The sequence below is a fragment of the Sphingobacterium sp. InxBP1 genome (genome assembly GCF_026191775.1).
GTDB classification, from domain to species: Bacteria; Bacteroidota; Bacteroidia; order Sphingobacteriales; family Sphingobacteriaceae; genus Sphingobacterium; species Sphingobacterium thalpophilum.
This window is the reverse complement of record NZ_JAINDX010000046.1, coordinates 422,146-438,421: the sequence shown is the minus strand read 5'-3', so window position 1 is coordinate 438,421 and position 16,276 is coordinate 422,146. Positions and strand designations below refer to the sequence as shown.

Genomic DNA, 16,276 nt, shown 5'->3' with positions numbered 1-16,276 from the left:
AAAAACAGATTCTAATCATTTCCTTTACCTAAATATTTGTTAAAATCCCACTTCACACCCAGGAGAAAATAGCGTGTCAATACTTGCTGAACCGATTCTGAATAGTTCGTGTCACTATTGGTACGGCGGGTGTTGTTAAACGTGTTAAAGAGGTCAAAAGCTTTGACACTGAGTGTGAGGCTCTGGTCTTTTAGTACTTTTTTCTCCAGTTCGACATTGGTGAAAAACTGATTGATTGATTTTCTATAAAGTTTTGTCGGTCCTGTATAGCTGTAATATAGATTGGTGACAATATTGAATTTCTTCGGAAGGAAATATTTGATATATCCCGAAGCACTGCCTTCGAAGCTGGTGGCATCGTACTGTTTATTAATTGAGTTTTGCTGCAGATTGAGTCCGGTATTCAACGATAAATCAAAGTCGAAGCCCTCAGAATTTTGTTCATTCACACTTGCGCCTACGCCAAAAGAAGTATTTTTCGCATTGTTCAGAAGGAAGTCGCCGGCGGACTGCTCGTTTCCGAACCTCGTATAGCTGTAGCTGTTGTTGTAGCGGAAATTTGCACTTTTATTGAAGTTGATGCGGCGGTTGGCCAAAGGTTGCATGTGGTTGATGTTGAGCCCCGCATTCCAGTTTGACTTACCGGACAGATTTTCATAGCTGCTGATCTGTGCCGAATTTTCGAGTACTGTTGTTTTGTTTACAATGGGGTTGCGGATAAAAGAAATATTCCCATTGACATTCATATTGGTTCCCTTCAATAAACTAAACGCGTTGTAGTTGGCGGAGATGTTATTGTTGACCGCGCGTTTCAGGTCTGGGTTACCGACCTGTTGGAACAATGGATTGGTCTGCGGCTGCAGAGGCTGTAATTGCTCAAAAGAAGGGATGATGCTGGAACTCATATAGGACAGCCGGATATTTTTGCTCTTTGTGATCCTGTAATTCGCATCAAGATTCAAGTTGTTGTCCCAAAAATTTCTAGATAAGTCAATATTCCTGTAGCTATCTTGCAGTTTTTGATCTTTGTAGAAGGTTCGGTTGGATACATTAATGTCAAATTTTTCCTTTCTGTACGATAGGTGGACATTGATCCCTTGATTGGTATTGTCGTCGATCTGGTTTTTTGAATATAATGAATCGAATTGGTAGGTTATATTATCAACCGAATTTTGTGTATTGGTGCGTTTGGAATAATTGAAACTATAGCCTAGCGCTATGTTCATAAAATCACTTATCCGTTTGTTGAAATTGAGCGAAGACGCAAAGTCATTCCCCTTATTACTGCCTGTTCTGTCCTGGTTGATACGGGTGGTGTCATTACTTTTAAAAATGATGGTCTCAGAGTTTACCTTGCTGGTGGAAGTGGACTCATTCCTGTTGTTCGCGATCATCAGATTGAGTGAACTCCCCGCCTTCAGTCTCTTTCGGTAGTTTAAACGCAGGTTATTGCTCCTGGTTGATGTGTTTGATGCGTTCTCCTCTCTGAATTTACTGATGTCGGTTCCTTGGCCATCCCTCGTAAAGCTTTCGGTATTGTTGCTATTGTCGTTATTTAGCCAGTTGGCATTTGCCTGGACGTCCATGTTTTGGGTAGAGTCCAGCCGGATGTTGAAATGCGACCTCACGCCATTGGTCCGCGAACCGCTTTTTGTGCGGTTTTTACTGTTTGTCTCCAGGATGGAATTATCTGGAAGGACGTTTTTATTATAATTTTCAGATTCGTTTTTGTTGCTATTGTTATTATAGTTATAATTGGCATTTACCTTTAAGGCTTTCTTGAAAAACTGGTTCTCGTAGTTTGCGCCGAGCGAGGTGCTTAATGGCTGGCCCGTAATCTGGTTGTTCATGCGCATAGAACCCTCAAATCCGTTGGCGCCGCCCATATTGTTGTGGTTGGCGGTAATGCCGATCCGTTCCGTTCTGTTAAATTTCGCTGCAAATAGATTGCCGGCGTAGAGCTCTTTTGTGCCACCGAGGGCTTCCATATTCCCGAAAATACCCTTCCTTGCCTTCTCCTTCAACACCACGTTTACGGTCTGGATGCGGACACCATCATCTATACCGGACAGCTCCGCTTCTTCTGATTTTTTCTCATACAATTGCACTTTATCTACCGCATCAGCCCGAACATTGCGGATAGCAATTTTGGGATCGTAGCCAAAAAACTCTTCGCCATCGATAAACACCTTTTGAACAGCCTTTCCCTGAGCGGTAATGCTGCCATTGCCCGATACGGTAAAGCCGGGCAGGCGCCGTAGGAGATCCTCGAGTTTAGCATTTTTCTCGGTTGCAAAACTGGCGGCATCATACTCGATGGTATCGCCTTTCAGCGTAATGGGCAGCCTTCGGGTGACGATGACTTCCTCGAGCACATTTTTTTGTGAACTGATTTTGATCTCTTTCAGGTCGATGTCATTATCTGCTACTGCGATAGTATCGCTATACAGTTCGAACTTAGGGTAGGTGGCCAGCACGATGTAGCTTCCGGGAGTGACATTTTTCAACATAAATTTCCCCTCTTCATTTGCCCTGTTGTAATAACGGAGCACCGAATCTCTGTTCAGTAAGATGATGGAGGCGTTAGTCAACGGTTTGTTGTCTGCTTTGTCTATGATTTTCCCCTTTATGCTTATTTGAGCGACAGCAACGCCGTGAACAAAAAGTAATAAGAGCAGTATGATGTGAATTAATCTTTTCATGTACTGGCTATATCTGTCAAAGATAATCTAGCAAAGTGTTAAGTAGTGTTAAATTGATAATATAAGGATTTTTTGAGAAAGTTGTATCTAAAAAATTACCTTTGCACAAAATAGATGTTATGACGTTTGAATTTTATTTACAGCAGTTTGAAGATATCTTGAATCATCCCGAAAATCACCCGACATATCAGGACGAAGAGTACTTTCAATACACAAAAATGAATTGGTCCAGAATGGGACGTTGGTTGAAGCGTTTCGAGCTGTCCGTGGATTTTCAACAGTTTATTGCAGGTGTATCACAAAAACAGCAATGGATAATTATTACAGAGCCATGGTGTGGTGACGCTGCACATTCGGTGCCCATGCTGGTGAAGATGGCTGCACAGAATCCAAATATTACAGTCGACATCCAGTTGCGTGACAGCGCGCCTTTTCTGATCGATTCGTATTTGACAAACGGGGGAAAATCTATTCCGATCCTTGTTGTGCGTGACGAAGAAGGCCGGGATATAGCGGTCTGGGGGCCTCGTCCCAAAGCGTGCCAACAGCTATTTTTAAGGTTAAAAGAAGCTGGCAAAGACTTTTCGGAGATCAAAGAAGAGATCCAGAAATGGTATAACGCAGATAAAGGCGGGGAAATCCAAAAGGAAATTCAATACCTGCTGGGGAAATAAATCTTTTTGCTTTCACCAAAACTGCCGGTACAAAACGCGCTACTCCAATAAGGTTGCGATCGCAGTAAAACCACGTTGTCTGGCATGTTGTAAGGGCGTAATGCCTTCACTGTCTGGGATGGTTTTGTCGCATTTGGCGTCCAACAGGATTTTGACAATCTCCACATACTTTTGACTTCCGTCGCCGAGTATGATGGCTTCCAGCAACGCTGTCCAACCTAAGCGGTTGACGTGATCTATGGGAAATCCCTTCGTATTGGCCAGTAAGCGTACGGTCCCAATATGCCCGCGCTCACAGGCAGGGATCAGTGCCGTACCATGATAACGGTTGAAGATTTTGAAGTCTGCACCGTGCTTGAGATAAAGCCTGACGAGCTCCGTATAACCAGCTGCGCCGGCATATAAAAAGGGGCTGTCCGCGTTATCGCTCTGCAGGTTGACATCGGCACCATATCGCAATAATAGCTGCGCCATATCCCTGTTATTTTTTTCGGTGGCAATCAGGAGCAAGGATTTCGAATCGGCTGCTTTTCGGTTGGCATCACCGCCTGCTGCCAGATAGTTTTTTACCGCGCTGATCTGTCCACTGACGACAGCGGCGATGATGTTGTCTTGATTCATATTGTCCTGGTGGTTTGTGGTGTCCATACTTTTGCACTGTACAGATAGGCTTACTATTATCGTAAGCAATAATAGCCTGCAGTGTATTTGTCGGATATATTTTTTCATGTATGTAAAGCCGATCCTTGATGAAAGACAAATCTACCATTTAACTTAGCAGCAATTTTGTTAAATTTATACCATTGGTTGTCAAATTTATCTTTCAGAGACCTCACATGTGACGGGAGCTACAAAATTAAGTACAAGATATGAACATAGAAGAGTTAAGAGAATATTGTCTGTCCATTGGTTCGGTCATGGAAGAGACGCCTTTTGGTCCGGATACGCTGGTGTTTAAGATCGGGGGCAAAGTTTTTCTGCTCGTCGGACTCGACCAGATCGGGGAGCTTCGGTTTAATGTAAAATGTGACCCCGAGCGGGCCATTGCACTGCGGGAAAGGTATAGTCAGACGGTATTGCCGGGATATCATATGAATAAAAAGCACTGGAATACCGTCTTTGCGAATCGCGAACTGGATGACAGTACGCTACAGCAGCTCATTCAGCATAGTTATGAACTTGTCGTCAACAGCTTGTCACGTAAAATCAGAGAAGAACTCCATATTTAAAAGGTCTTCCGAAATGTAAAGAATTAGTTGCGGGACGAGAAAAGCCGCCAGAAATAATTTGTTTGAGACGGGGAGTTCGTAGCTTTGCCCCATCCGTGTATCACTCAATACATGGCTGTCATTTTACACGAATATTATTTTTATGAAACGAAGGGGAATTGACCTGTTAGGGATTTGTTTTATGTTGCTTTTAGGTCTTGGAAGTTGCATAAAAGAAGAAGCGCTGAATATGGAAGCAGATATCGTCGGCGTTCGTAGCGCTGAGGATGTGTTTTTGCTGGATCCAGTCATTGCCAATAATCAGGTTACGCTTTATCTTAAACCGAATAGCCATGATCTGGCCAAGTTGAATATCAACTTTGATCTTACTCCAGGCGCGACGATCAAACTGTTGGCTGATTCTTTAAAAATGCCGGTTGGAGAACAGGATACGAGTAAGGTGCTCGTCGATCAGCTGTTAGCAAATGGTGTCTATTATCAAGTGACCTCAGAAGACCGCCGTTTTAACAAAAATTATCTCGTGAAAATTGTGAAAACCGATAATGGCTTTGTACCGACGGAGTACGGTTTTGAGGACGTTAAGATAGATGAAGATGATAAATTCACGATTTTCTTCAACACAATAGATGGTCAGGATTTCTACAACTGGGGGTCGGGCAACGCGAGCTTCTCGCTGACATTAAGTATGGGAGGTGGAACAAAAGTGCCTGAATCTTACCCGACACAAACAACGACAGATGCACATTCGGGTTCGAAAGCAGCGTTATTGGAAACCAAGCTCACGGGGTCTTTTGGAGCACTGTTTAAAAAACCGATAGCAGCGGGAAATCTTTTTATAGGGTCATTTGACACAGGGCCAGTATTAACTGACCCGCTTGCCGCAACCCACTTTGGCCTGCCATTTAATCAAATCCCAGTGTCCTTGGAAGGGTACTATAAATATACTCCGGGAGCAACTGTCACAGACAAAGATTTAAAGCCCGTCGACATAAAGGATTCATGTGACATCTATGCCGTATTCTACAACCGCAAGCAGCTGATGGACTCGGAGCCTGACCCGAAAAAGAAGAAATCTTTTCTCACTGGCCATAACATCTTGACGGATCGGAGTATTGTTGCTATCGCCCGTCTTGATGATGGTAGTGCAACGGCTGGAGATGGCTTTGTCAAATTTGTTCTGCCATTTAAATACACGGCCCCGGTCGACGCTGCTGCTGTGACTAATCTGGATTACAGCATTGCCATTGTGATGTCGTCAAGTAAGTATGGCGATAATTTTATCGGAGCTGTGGGAAGTAAATTGATTGTGGATGATCTGAAAATTGTAACGAAAAAATAATGAATAATAAACTATATATCGTCGTGCTGCTGATCATGACCTGTTTTCTCGGGGTCATCCATGCACAGGAAAGGGCTGATAAGGCTGACAAGCTGGGGCTGCAGTTTGTTTTAGGTGGGCAGGTAGGCGGTGCAGCGCCATTATCTTTGCCGCGGGAAATCCGAAAGATTAAAAGCTACAGTCCAAATGTACCCTTTTTTGTCGGAGCAAAGGCGAACTATACCTTGGACTCCAGATGGGGCCTGTCGTTGGGTCTTCTTTTTGAAGGAAAGGGCATGGACACAAAGGCCTCGGTAAAGAGTTATAAAACCACGTTTAATGCTGTGAATGACTCGAGGGAGGAATTAAGGGGGTATTATACTGGAGACATTACGACGAAAGTACATAATCTGTATGTTTCCTTGCCCTTACAGGCTGTTTACAGACTCGCTGAGCGATGGGATCTGCTTGCTGGACCTTATGTCTCCTTTGCCGTCCGGAAAGAATTTTATGGCGAAGCGTATAATGGATATCTAAGGCATGAGCAGCCGACGGGCAACAAGATTGTCGTCGATCATGCTGATTATGACTTTAAAGAAAGCGTGCGGAACATAGATGTGGGGTTAAGTGCCGGAACGCAATATCATATCAATGGGAGGTTTCTAGCCTTGGCTCAGCTCGATTATGGGTTTAATAATATCATGAAAACCGGTTTTGAAAGTATCAGTTTCGGGTTGCACAATATCTTTTTAAATGTGGGCATCGGTTACAGGTTAAAATAAAGATCAGTTAATCTGTGCATAAAAAAGCCGATCATACGATCGGCTTTTTTATGCACAATGCAAAATGAATCCGGTATAATGTTGTCGCTGTGTGTATTCTTACATCTTCAGACCAATTTCCCGCAATCTTTCGTCTAAATACTGTCCGGCGGTATAGTCTTCATATACTTTGGGGTGAGTTGCATCGATACAGGAATCCAGAGAAGCCAGGCTCATCGATGATTTTGGGTGTAGAAAGAACGGAATTGAATATCTTGAGGTGCCCATTTTTTCACGAGGTGGATTGACAACACGGTGCGTGGTTGATTTCAGCTTATTGTTGGTCAGGCGCTGCAGCATGTCACCCACGTTGATGACGATATCTTCACCCTTCGCTTTTATGGGGAACCATTCACCGTCTTTCGTTAAGACCTCCAAGCCATCCGCACTGGCGCCGATGAGCAGCGTGATCAAATTAATGTCTTCATGTGCTCCTGCACGCACAGCATCCGGTGCCAATGCATCCGGGTCAGTGATCGGGAAGTAATGGATCGCACGTAAAATCGAATTGCCATTGATAACAAATTGCTCAAAATACGTCTCCTCAAGGCCTAAATAGACAGCGATGGCTTTCAGGAGCTCGCGGCCTGTATCTTCTAACTTTTTATAGACTTCAGCAGTCACGCTGTTGAAGCGGGGAATTTCTTCGACTTCGGGATTGTCAGGGAAATCTGTTTTGGAATATTCTTCACCAACAATGGTCTGGCCGCGCTGCCAAAATTCCTTGAGGTCCGGCGTTTTGGCATCTTTTGCTTTTTCCCTCCCCTTAGCTGTGTATCCACGCTGACCGGCAAGCTCAGGAAATTCATATTTTTCTTTCGTCTCAGTAGGCAGATTAAAGAATGCAGGGACGACCTGGTAGAGTTCTTCGATCAGTTCTTTAGATAAGCCATGATTTGCGATAGTCACAAAGCCTGTTTCGTTGAATGCCTTGCCGATATCCTGAATAAATTGATTCCGTTGTTCCTGGGTACCTTGTGTATAATGCAACAAGTCCAAGCGAGGTATGTTTACTAAAGCCATACGATGTTGATGTTTGTTTGGACAAATTTAAAGCAATTAATTTTGAATGTCGTATATTGGCTGTGAATAAAAGTTGTTTAATTTCTATTATCTGGCTGTTTATCAGTAATTAAAAGTTTTCCACATATTGATTTTTGGTCATTGAAACGTAAGAAAAACGCTGCCTAGCCCTTATCGTTGGCGATTTAACAAAAATTACATCTTCGTGCTTGTTATTCTAAATCTTTCCTGTTATATTTGTTATGCAAGCATAATAAATGACTTGTGGATACGCTATGAACCAAAATCAGACAATAGACTATTTCCTAAAAACAGGCTGGCAGACGATTGCCAATAAATATAACCAGATCGCTTCTCAGCACGGGTTTACGCAAGCAGCCGGTTATATTTTAATTAATATCCATAAAGAGGGGACACCTGTTTCCCAGATCGCCAATTTGACGGGAGTTAAAACAACAAGTTTGTCTCGTGTGTTGAATAATTTGGAGTCGTTGGGATTTATCTATCGCGAGACCAGTACGACGGACAAGCGGTCTGTAAAAGTGTACTTGACCGAACTGGGCCGTGAGAAGAGGAGGATCGCAAAAGACGTAGTGCGTAATTTCAATCAGTATCTGGCTGAAAATTTTTCTGAGGAAGAGCGTAATCAGCTGATTGCTTCATTGGCCAAGCTCAATGAGTTAGCGTCCAACTATAGAGAAGAAGTAGTCATTTAAGTGAAACCAAATGCGCAGATGTGCATGATAAATATATTATGATGAACAGAAATATTAGAAAAGTGGCAGTTCTCGGTTCGGGTGTTATGGGCTCGCGAATTGCATGTCATTTTGCTAACATTGGTGTTGAGGTGCTGTTGCTGGATATTGTTCCCGGTGAACTTTTGCCTGCAGAGCAGGCGAAAGGGTTGACATTGGAGAGCAAGGTCGTCCGGGACCGGATTGTCAACAGTTCGCTGGAGACAGCCTTAAAAACAAATCCATCACCAATTTACAGCAAATCATTCGTAAAGCGTATTAAGACCGGTAATTTTGATGATAATTTGAAAGATATCGCACATGTGGACTGGATCATTGAGGTCGTGGTCGAGCGCCTAGATATCAAAAAATCTGTCTTTGAGCGCGTAGAGCAGTTCCGTAAGCCCGGTACGCTGATCACGTCCAATACTTCTGGGATTCCTATTCATCTGATGGCGGAGGGCCGCAGCGAAGATTTCAAAGATCATTTTTGCGGTACGCACTTTTTTAATCCGCCGCGTTACCTTCCGTTATTAGAAGTGATTCCGACGCCACATACCAAACCCGAAGTAGTCGATTTTATCCTGCATTTTGGGGATAAGATGTTGGGCAAATCCGTGGTTTTATGTAAAGATACTCCAGCCTTTATCGGCAACCGTATCGGCGTGTATTCTATGCTTGCCGTAACGCATTTGGTCGAACCTCTGGGGCTGACGGTAGAAGAAGTGGATAAATACACTGGTCCAGCGATGGGGCATCCCAAATCGGCGACATTCCGTACAGCGGATGTTGTAGGACTCGACACCTTGGTCAATGTGGCTAATGGGCTGGCCCAAAATGCACCGGAGGATGAAGCCAAGGGGGTGTTTACGCTGCCTGAATTTGTCAGCAAGATGGTGGAAAATAAATGGCTTGGTGAAAAGACAAAAAAAGGCTTTTACGAGAAGGTCAAAGGTGCCGATGGTAATTCCGAAATTTTATCCTTAAATCTTCAGACACTGGAATATGGCACACAGCAGAAAGTTAAATCGTCCACACTGGAAGCGACCAAGCCCGTCGAGGATATCCGCCAGCGTATGAAAGTGTATGAACAGGGGACCGATAAAGCTGCTGCGCTCTTCCGGGCGATGCATTATCCCTTGTTTGAATATGTGTCACGCCGCGTGCCGGAGATTACAGATGACTTTTTCCGTATAGACGATGCCATGCGTGCTGGCTTTGGCTGGGAACTTGGACCTTTTGAAGTCTGGGATGCATTGGGTGTTCGGGAGACATTGGCGAAAATTAAAGCCGAAGAGAAGCGCCTGCCCGGTCAGGATGGCGAAGTGGCTTCTTGGGTACACGAAATGCTGGAGTCCGGGCATGAGTCGTTCTACACCATCAAAAATGGTGTTCGTCATTACTACGATATCGCTACAAAATCGTATAAACCGATTCCCGGTACTGAAGACCTGATTGTATTGGACCATATTCGTGAAAGCAAAACGATCTGGAAGAATACAGGTGTGTCGATCATTGACCTCGGAGATGGAATCATCAACTGTGAATTCCATACCAAGATGAATACCATTGGTGGCGACGTGATCCAGGGCTTAAACAAAGCGATTGATCTAGCCGAAAAAGAGTACCGTGGCCTGGTCATTTCCAACGATGGGAAAAACTTTTCTGCTGGGGCAAATATCGGAATGATTTTCATGATGGCGGTCGAACAGGATTTTGACGAACTGAATATGGCTGTACGGGCGTTTCAGAATACGTCCATGCGCCTGCGCTATTCCTCCATACCGGTCGTCGTAGCACCGTTTCAGATGACTTTGGGTGGCGGATGCGAGTTTGCGATGCATGCCGATTTTGTGCAGGCGCATGCCGAAACGTATATGGGACTCGTGGAACTCGGAGTAGGTGTCATCCCCGGCGGGGGCGGTACAAAAGAGTTTACCCTCCGCGCTTCCGACGAATTTAAAAGTGATCAGATCGTACAAAATACGTTGAAAGATAAATTTTTGACCATTGGTCAGGCAAAGGTTTCCACTTCGGCTGTCGAAGCGTACGAATTGGGCTATCTGCAGGAGGGCAAATTCGCGATCACCATGAATCGGGCGCGACTGCTGGCCGATGCAAAAGCCAAAGCATTGGAATTGGCTGATGCCGGCTATGTGCAGCCTACACCGCGTGATGATATCAAAGTTCTGGGCAATCAGGGGCTAGGTATTGTCTATGTCGGGGCATCTTCCATGCGGGAAGGAAACTATATATCGGACTATGACCGTAAGATTTCAGAAAAGTTGGGCTGGGTCATGTGTGGCGGCAACCTGTCGGCACCTACTGAAGTCTCTGAGCAATATCTATTGGATCTGGAACGTAAGACCTTTTTGGAACTTTGTGCGGAGCGCAAGACCCTTGAACGGATACAGCATATGCTCACCAAGGGGAAGCCTTTGCGGAATTAGGATTGGAGATTTGATCTGTTAAATAAGGAGAAAGTAGAAGAATGGTGTTCTCCACTAGATGAGATCCAAAAAATGATTTTCGGATTTCAAAAAAAATTAAAAACTACTATGTGACATGGGGATATCTCCAATCTCACATCTTAATATTCAAATAATGGAAGCATATATAGTAGCAGGATTTCGTACAGCAGTAGGTAAAGCGCCTCGAGGAGGATTTCGCTTTATGCGCGCCGATGATTTAGCGGCAGACGTGATTAAACATCTCGTGTCCACTGTACCGAATTTGAATAAAGAAGATATAGACGATGTTATCGTTGGAAATGCAATGCCCGAAGCCGAGCAGGGACTTAATATGGCCCGTTTTATTTCTTTGATGGGATTGGACACCGATAAAGTTCCGGGAGTTACTGTGAATCGTTATTGTGCATCTGGGCTCGAGACTATTGCGACCGCCGTTGCCAAGATCAAGGCCGGTATGGCCGATGTGATTGTCGCAGGCGGTGTGGAGGTGATGTCAGATATGCCATTCGGAGGCTGGAAAATCGTTCCGAACCCTGCAGTGGCTAAGGAGCACCCAGACTGGTATTGGGGGATGGGGCTTACAGCGGAAGCAGTGGCAAAGGACTTTAATGTATCGCGTGAGGATCAGGATGCTTTTGCGTTAAAATCCAATCAGAAGGCCGTAGCTGCTATTCAGAACGGACACCTTAAAGATGGGATCGTGCCGATCACAGTCAAGGAAAATTACCTGAAAGATGGTAAGCTGAGCACGCGTGAGTACGTGGTGGATACCGACGAAGGTCCACGGGCAGATACGTCATTGGAGGCACTCGCCAAATTAAAACCGGTCTTTGCTGCCAACGGCTCTGTGACGGCAGGAAATTCATCGCAGACTTCAGATGGAGCGGCATTCGTGCTGGTCATGTCAGAAGCGAAAGTCAAAGAGCTGGGGATAAAACCAGTTGCCAAACTAATCAGCTTCGCTGTCGCTGGCGTGCCGCCCCGAATCATGGGCATCGGACCGATATATGCTATTCCAAAAGCGTTGAAACAGGCCGGACTAACAAAAGAGGATATCGATTTATTTGAATTAAATGAAGCCTTTGCGTCGCAGTCCTTAGCCGTTATCCGTGAACTGGGACTGGATGAAGATAAGGTGAATGTCAATGGCGGAGCCATTGCATTGGGGCATCCCCTAGGTTGCACAGGGGCCAAGCTTACGGTACAGATCCTTCATGAACTGAAACGTCGGGGCAAAAAATATGGTATGGTGACGATGTGCGTGGGCACGGGACAAGGAGCAGCCGGTATTTTTGAAATACTGTAGATAGTGAATAAAGATCAAGGAATCAGAATATGGGACTTGCATGAGGCTCAAGTTTTGAATTAGAAATACAATTATTGCTATCTGTTGAACTAGGTTTTTAGCGAAATCCCCTGTAGGGATGCTGTTGCCAGATTTGATAATATTCAGAAAAGTATATCAAATTTTATTAAAACCTTGAATTAATTATAAATCAATGTAGGGAAAAAGGTCTTTTATCCTTGTTCTTTACACATTTAATCCAATAAGCTATGAACGAAAATAAAGCAATAAAAGGCGGAGAATTCGTGATAAGAGAAACGCCATATACCGCTATTTTTATTCCAGAAGAGTTTGATGAAGAGGCGAAAATGATCCGCCAAACCTGTCTAGACTTTTTAGAGACGGAGGTATTAAATAAGCTTGACCGCATCGATGCGCAGGAGGAAGGCCTGATGCCAAGTTTGTTGGACAAAGCTGGTGAACTGGGTATGCTAGGAGTATCTATTCCCGAGGAGTATGGTGGATTTGGAAAGAATTTTAATACGTCTATGCTTGTCGCCGATGCTGTAGGGGGTGGATTTTCGTTTGCCGTAGCCTTGTCGGCACATACTGGTATCGGTACATTGCCGATTCTCTATTATGGCAACGCGGCACAAAAAGCTAAGTATGTTCCCAAACTAGCGACAGGTGAGTGGAAAGCGTCCTATTGTCTGACCGAACCGAACGCAGGATCGGATGCGAATTCAGGACGTACCTCAGCAAAATTAAATGCCGATGGAACACATTATCTCATCAATGGACAGAAGATGTGGATTACCAATGGTGGTTTTGCGGATATCTTCATTGTATTTGCCAAAATTGAAGATGATAAAAATCTTACGGCCTTTATTGTTGAAAAAGAATTTGGTGGCATCACCATGAATCCCGAAGAACATAAATTGGGAATCAAGGGGTCTTCTACGCGTCAGATTTTTTTCAACGATTGTCCGGTGCCTATTGAAAATATGCTTTCCGAGCGTGGAAACGGCTTTAAAATTGCAGTGAATATTCTGAATATTGGACGGATAAAACTGGGAGCTGCTACGAATGGGTCGGCACGGATGGTCATTAGTCACGCTGTCCAATATGCCAACGAACGTGTACAGTTTAATCTTCCCATTTCTAAGTTCGGCGCAATCCGCCACAAGCTTGCCGAAATGGCGACGCGGCTGTTCGCTGTAGAGTCGGCCTCCTATCGCGCTGGTCAGAATATTGATGATGCTTACGATGCTTTGATCGCTGAGGGCATGGATGAAGCCAAAGCAAAGCTTAAATCCGTTGAGCAGTTTGCTATAGAGTGTGCCATCATCAAAGTATGGTGCTCTGAGATGTTGGACTATGTAGTGGATGAGGGTGTGCAAATCTATGGCGGAATGGGCTATTCAGCGGATGCCCCCATGGAGCGCGCTTACCGTGACTCGCGTATCAATCGAATTTTCGAAGGGACCAACGAGGTGAACAGGTTACTGATTGTGGATATGCTGTTAAAACGGGCGATGAAAGGCGAGCTGGATCTGATGGGACCAGCGCAGGCCGTTGCAGGTGAACTACTTGCTATTCCTGAGTTCGCAGAAGAGGATGACGCACCATTTGCCGCTGAGAAGAAAGTTATTGCCAATCTGAAAAAAGCAGGACTGTTAATTGCTGGAGCAGCGGTGCAAAAACTGATGATGTCACTTTCAAAAGAAGAAGAGATCCTGATGAACATTGCTGACATTATAGGTTATGTCTACATTGCCGAATCCGTGCTGCTGCGTGCCGAGAAACTTGTTCATGCGGGTTCTGAAAAAGCCGTGTACGCAACCGATATGGCAAAAATCTATCTGTACGGTGCCATAGATAAGGTAAGTGTGGCGGGAAAAGAAGCGTTGTATTCATTTGCTGAAGGCGATGAACTCAACATGATGTTGGTCGGTCTGCGTAGGTTCACCAAAGCACAGCCGTTCAATATCAAGGACGCGCGGCAGCGAATCGCCAAAAAATTGATAGAAGAAAATAGATATTGTTTTTGATTGATAATGATTATTGGTTTTGGTTATGTGGCCGGAGAGCGATCTTCGGCCATTTTTGTGTTACAATAGGTAAAATATCGGTAATTATGCTAAATTTAATTTTTTTAATACTAACCAGAACATATGGCATCATCAAGATCATTTGCATTTACAGAAGATTGGGTAGTAGTCATTTTAGGGCTAGCTACCATTTTTTTAGCGCTTTCGGGTGTCGTCGCGCCGGTGCCCAGTTTTTCTTGGGGCGACTCTGCGGAGTTGGTTTCCACGATCGCGGATTCGGCCAATATGGCCAAATTAGGACAACAATTTATTTTTGTCTTTGCCACAGCGGTTTTGGGAGCTTGGCTGCTCGGTAAGTCGGTCAGATCCCTCCTTGTCGTATTTCCAGTGGTCTTTGTTCTAACGGTATTAGCACTGATACTGGCAGGTAATGCGACGGTAAAAGAATACAATCTGGAGGCGGTTATTTTTAGTCTGGCCGTCGGGCTATTGATCAGCAATTGTTTCAGTTTACCCGACTGGTTTAAAGAAGCCCTGAGTACTGAATTGTATGTTAAAATCGGCCTCATCTTATTGGGTACAACCGTGATCTTCGGCGATATCCTCAAAGCAGGATCGCTCGGGCTTATTCAGGCACTTGCTGTAGTTCTTTCGGTATGGTATTTCGCTTTCTGGATATGTAAAAAACTAAAGATTGACAAAGAAATGTCGCTGATGCTGTCCAGTGCGGTTTCAATATGTGGAGTCTCGGCTGCTATTGCAACTTCTGGAGCGATAAAAGGAGATAGCAAGAAGCTGTCTTATGTGATTTCTTTAGTGCTTATTACGGCGATTCCAATGATGATATTCATGCCCTACATGGCCGAATGGATGGGGCTTTCCCAAGAAGTCACCGGTGCATGGCTCGGCGGAAGCATTGATACCACCGGAGCAGTCGTCGCATCTGGCTCACTCGTGGGTGAAGAGGCTTTGAAAATCAGTACGATAGTTAAATTCTCACAAAACGTATTGCTCGGCCTTGCCGCTTTTGCTATCAGTATTTATTGGACCTACGCCAAGTCGGTCGATGAGGAAACTAAGCGTGATAAGCCTACGCTGAAAATTATCTGGGAGCGTTTCCCTAAGTTTGTGCTTGGTTTCGTGTTTGCTTCCCTGCTTTTCTCTTTCGTTATTTCGCCTGAAAAGGTGGACGCCGTCAAAGGAAGCCTAAAGAATCTACAAGGACTCTGGTTTACCTTGGCTTTTACTTCGATTGGCTTGGAAACAAACTTCAAAGACCTATTTGTCCAAGATAATAAGAAACCTCTTTATGCTTTTCTGATCGCTCAGACGTTTAATGTAGCGATTACCCTGCTGATCGCCCTATTGCTATTCCGTTAGTCTGGCAAGCCCGCGGAAAGCGCAATGAGAGCACCCATCTTAAAAACTGTTTCCTCTCCTTGCTCCGAAAGGAGAGGCCTACCCATTATTGACGAAGGTCAAGCGTGGCTGTCACCGTAGCGACCTTAAGCATGTGATGAATCCTATAATTGGTTAAGTGGCTGATATTAAGCGTGTATAGTGTATTTTGAAAAAAATATTATAAAATCTATCAAATTAGTAGTCTTTTAAAAATTATTTATATATTTGTGCTGTTATCCGGATGGCTTAGGTCAAGAAAGGTTAACGTGAAAACGAGGTGAATCCCGAGGTGCATGTCATTGAGCTACGGACGGTGGCATGTCGGTGTTCGCCAGCCAATAAATAATTAATTAGAAAAGAATGAAACAAGATTACTTCTCAAAAAAACGATCACGGTTAGTTTCCGAAAACCAGTTGAAGATCAGCTTTACAGTTGTGGCTGAACGAATGTGTAGTTAGAATTTCTCTCTTATACTCTCTTATATTGGAAAAGGGAAGCCGAAGCTTCCCTTTTTAAAGTTTTAACAATGAAACAAGTATCGATTGGCGTTGGCACTTGTTTAAGTT

The 16,276-nt window shown here is 44.3% G+C and carries 12 protein-coding genes; 9 read left to right on the top strand and 3 right to left on the bottom strand.

The window, feature by feature from the left end; genetic code table 11:
- Positions 1-11: 11 nt before the first annotated feature.
- Positions 12-2,702, bottom strand: a complete 2,691-nt coding sequence (locus K7A41_RS14170; protein WP_265714210.1) for a TonB-dependent receptor — start codon at positions 2,700-2,702, stop codon at positions 12-14.
- Between the two features lie 119 nt (positions 2,703-2,821).
- On the opposite strand from K7A41_RS14170, the gene K7A41_RS14165 reads away from it, so the two are divergent.
- Positions 2,822-3,376, top strand: a complete 555-nt coding sequence (locus tag K7A41_RS14165; RefSeq protein WP_265714209.1) for a thioredoxin family protein — start codon at positions 2,822-2,824, stop codon at positions 3,374-3,376.
- Between the two features lie 39 nt (positions 3,377-3,415).
- Here the strand turns inward: K7A41_RS14165 and K7A41_RS14160 are convergent, their stop codons facing one another.
- Entirely contained in the window at positions 3,416-3,997 is a 582-nt protein-coding gene (locus K7A41_RS14160; protein WP_265714208.1) for an ankyrin repeat domain-containing protein, read from the bottom strand.
- A gap of 248 nt (positions 3,998-4,245) precedes the next feature.
- Between K7A41_RS14160 and K7A41_RS14155 the strand changes: the two genes are divergently transcribed.
- The 3 genes from K7A41_RS14155 (at position 4,246) to K7A41_RS14145 (ending at position 6,705) form a co-directional block, all read left to right on the top strand.
- Entirely contained in the window at positions 4,246-4,605 is a 360-nt protein-coding gene (locus tag K7A41_RS14155; protein ID WP_265714207.1) for an MmcQ/YjbR family DNA-binding protein, read from the top strand.
- Positions 4,606-4,747: 142 nt separating this feature from the next.
- Positions 4,748-5,944, top strand: coding sequence for a PCMD domain-containing protein (locus K7A41_RS14150; RefSeq protein WP_265714206.1), 1,197 nt, complete (start codon positions 4,748-4,750; stop codon positions 5,942-5,944).
- Positions 5,944-6,705, top strand: a complete 762-nt coding sequence (locus K7A41_RS14145; protein WP_265714205.1) for a porin family protein — start codon at positions 5,944-5,946, stop codon at positions 6,703-6,705. The genes K7A41_RS14150 and K7A41_RS14145 overlap by 1 nt, the downstream gene beginning before the upstream one ends.
- Before the next feature lie 99 nt (positions 6,706-6,804).
- Here the strand turns inward: K7A41_RS14145 and K7A41_RS14140 are convergent, their stop codons facing one another.
- Positions 6,805-7,767: an isopenicillin N synthase family dioxygenase gene (locus K7A41_RS14140; protein WP_265714204.1), complete on the bottom strand. Its 963-nt coding sequence runs from the start codon at positions 7,765-7,767 to the stop codon at positions 6,805-6,807.
- A 275-nt stretch (positions 7,768-8,042) separates the two neighbouring features.
- Between K7A41_RS14140 and K7A41_RS14135 the strand changes: the two genes are divergently transcribed.
- The 5 genes from K7A41_RS14135 (at position 8,043) to K7A41_RS14115 (ending at position 15,688) form a co-directional block, all read left to right on the top strand.
- Positions 8,043-8,483, top strand: a complete 441-nt coding sequence (locus K7A41_RS14135; protein WP_028071854.1) for a MarR family winged helix-turn-helix transcriptional regulator — start codon at positions 8,043-8,045, stop codon at positions 8,481-8,483.
- Positions 8,484-8,521: 38 nt separating this feature from the next.
- Positions 8,522-10,951, top strand: a complete 2,430-nt coding sequence (locus tag K7A41_RS14130; RefSeq protein ID WP_265714203.1) for a 3-hydroxyacyl-CoA dehydrogenase/enoyl-CoA hydratase family protein — start codon at positions 8,522-8,524, stop codon at positions 10,949-10,951.
- Between the two features lie 154 nt (positions 10,952-11,105).
- Complete coding sequence (locus K7A41_RS14125; RefSeq protein WP_265714202.1) at positions 11,106-12,278, top strand: acetyl-CoA C-acyltransferase; 1,173 nt, start codon at positions 11,106-11,108, stop codon at positions 12,276-12,278.
- A gap of 248 nt (positions 12,279-12,526) precedes the next feature.
- A complete protein-coding gene (locus K7A41_RS14120) occupies positions 12,527-14,308 on the top strand; it encodes an acyl-CoA dehydrogenase family protein (RefSeq protein ID WP_265714201.1) in 1,782 nt (593 codons plus the stop codon).
- 123 nt (positions 14,309-14,431) lie between these two features.
- Positions 14,432-15,688: a YeiH family protein gene (locus tag K7A41_RS14115; RefSeq protein WP_265714200.1), complete on the top strand. Its 1,257-nt coding sequence runs from the start codon at positions 14,432-14,434 to the stop codon at positions 15,686-15,688.
- Positions 15,689-16,276: the final 588 nt, after the last annotated feature.

Bases quoted from the DNA above. Each gene is read 5' to 3' on its own strand.
- K7A41_RS14120 (WP_265714201.1), top strand. From the start codon at position 12,527: ATGAACGAAAATAAAGCAATAAAAGGCGGAGAATTCGTGATAAGAGAA.
- K7A41_RS14125 (WP_265714202.1), top strand. From the start codon at position 11,106: ATGGAAGCATATATAGTAGCAGGATTTCGTACAGCAGTAGGTAAAGCG.
- K7A41_RS14145 (WP_265714205.1), top strand. From the start codon at position 5,944: ATGAATAATAAACTATATATCGTCGTGCTGCTGATCATGACCTGTTTT.
- K7A41_RS14115 (WP_265714200.1), top strand. From the start codon at position 14,432: ATGGCATCATCAAGATCATTTGCATTTACAGAAGATTGGGTAGTAGTC.
- K7A41_RS14155 (WP_265714207.1), top strand. From the start codon at position 4,246: ATGAACATAGAAGAGTTAAGAGAATATTGTCTGTCCATTGGTTCGGTC.
- K7A41_RS14130 (WP_265714203.1), top strand. From the start codon at position 8,522: ATGATGAACAGAAATATTAGAAAAGTGGCAGTTCTCGGTTCGGGTGTT.
- K7A41_RS14135 (WP_028071854.1), top strand. From the start codon at position 8,043: ATGAACCAAAATCAGACAATAGACTATTTCCTAAAAACAGGCTGGCAG.
- K7A41_RS14160 (WP_265714208.1), bottom strand. From the start codon at position 3,997: ATGAATCAAGACAACATCATCGCCGCTGTCGTCAGTGGACAGATCAGC.
- K7A41_RS14150 (WP_265714206.1), top strand. From the start codon at position 4,748: ATGAAACGAAGGGGAATTGACCTGTTAGGGATTTGTTTTATGTTGCTT.
- K7A41_RS14140 (WP_265714204.1), bottom strand. From the start codon at position 7,767: ATGGCTTTAGTAAACATACCTCGCTTGGACTTGTTGCATTATACACAA.
- K7A41_RS14165 (WP_265714209.1), top strand. From the start codon at position 2,822: ATGACGTTTGAATTTTATTTACAGCAGTTTGAAGATATCTTGAATCAT.
- K7A41_RS14170 (WP_265714210.1), bottom strand. From the start codon at position 2,702: ATGAAAAGATTAATTCACATCATACTGCTCTTATTACTTTTTGTTCAC.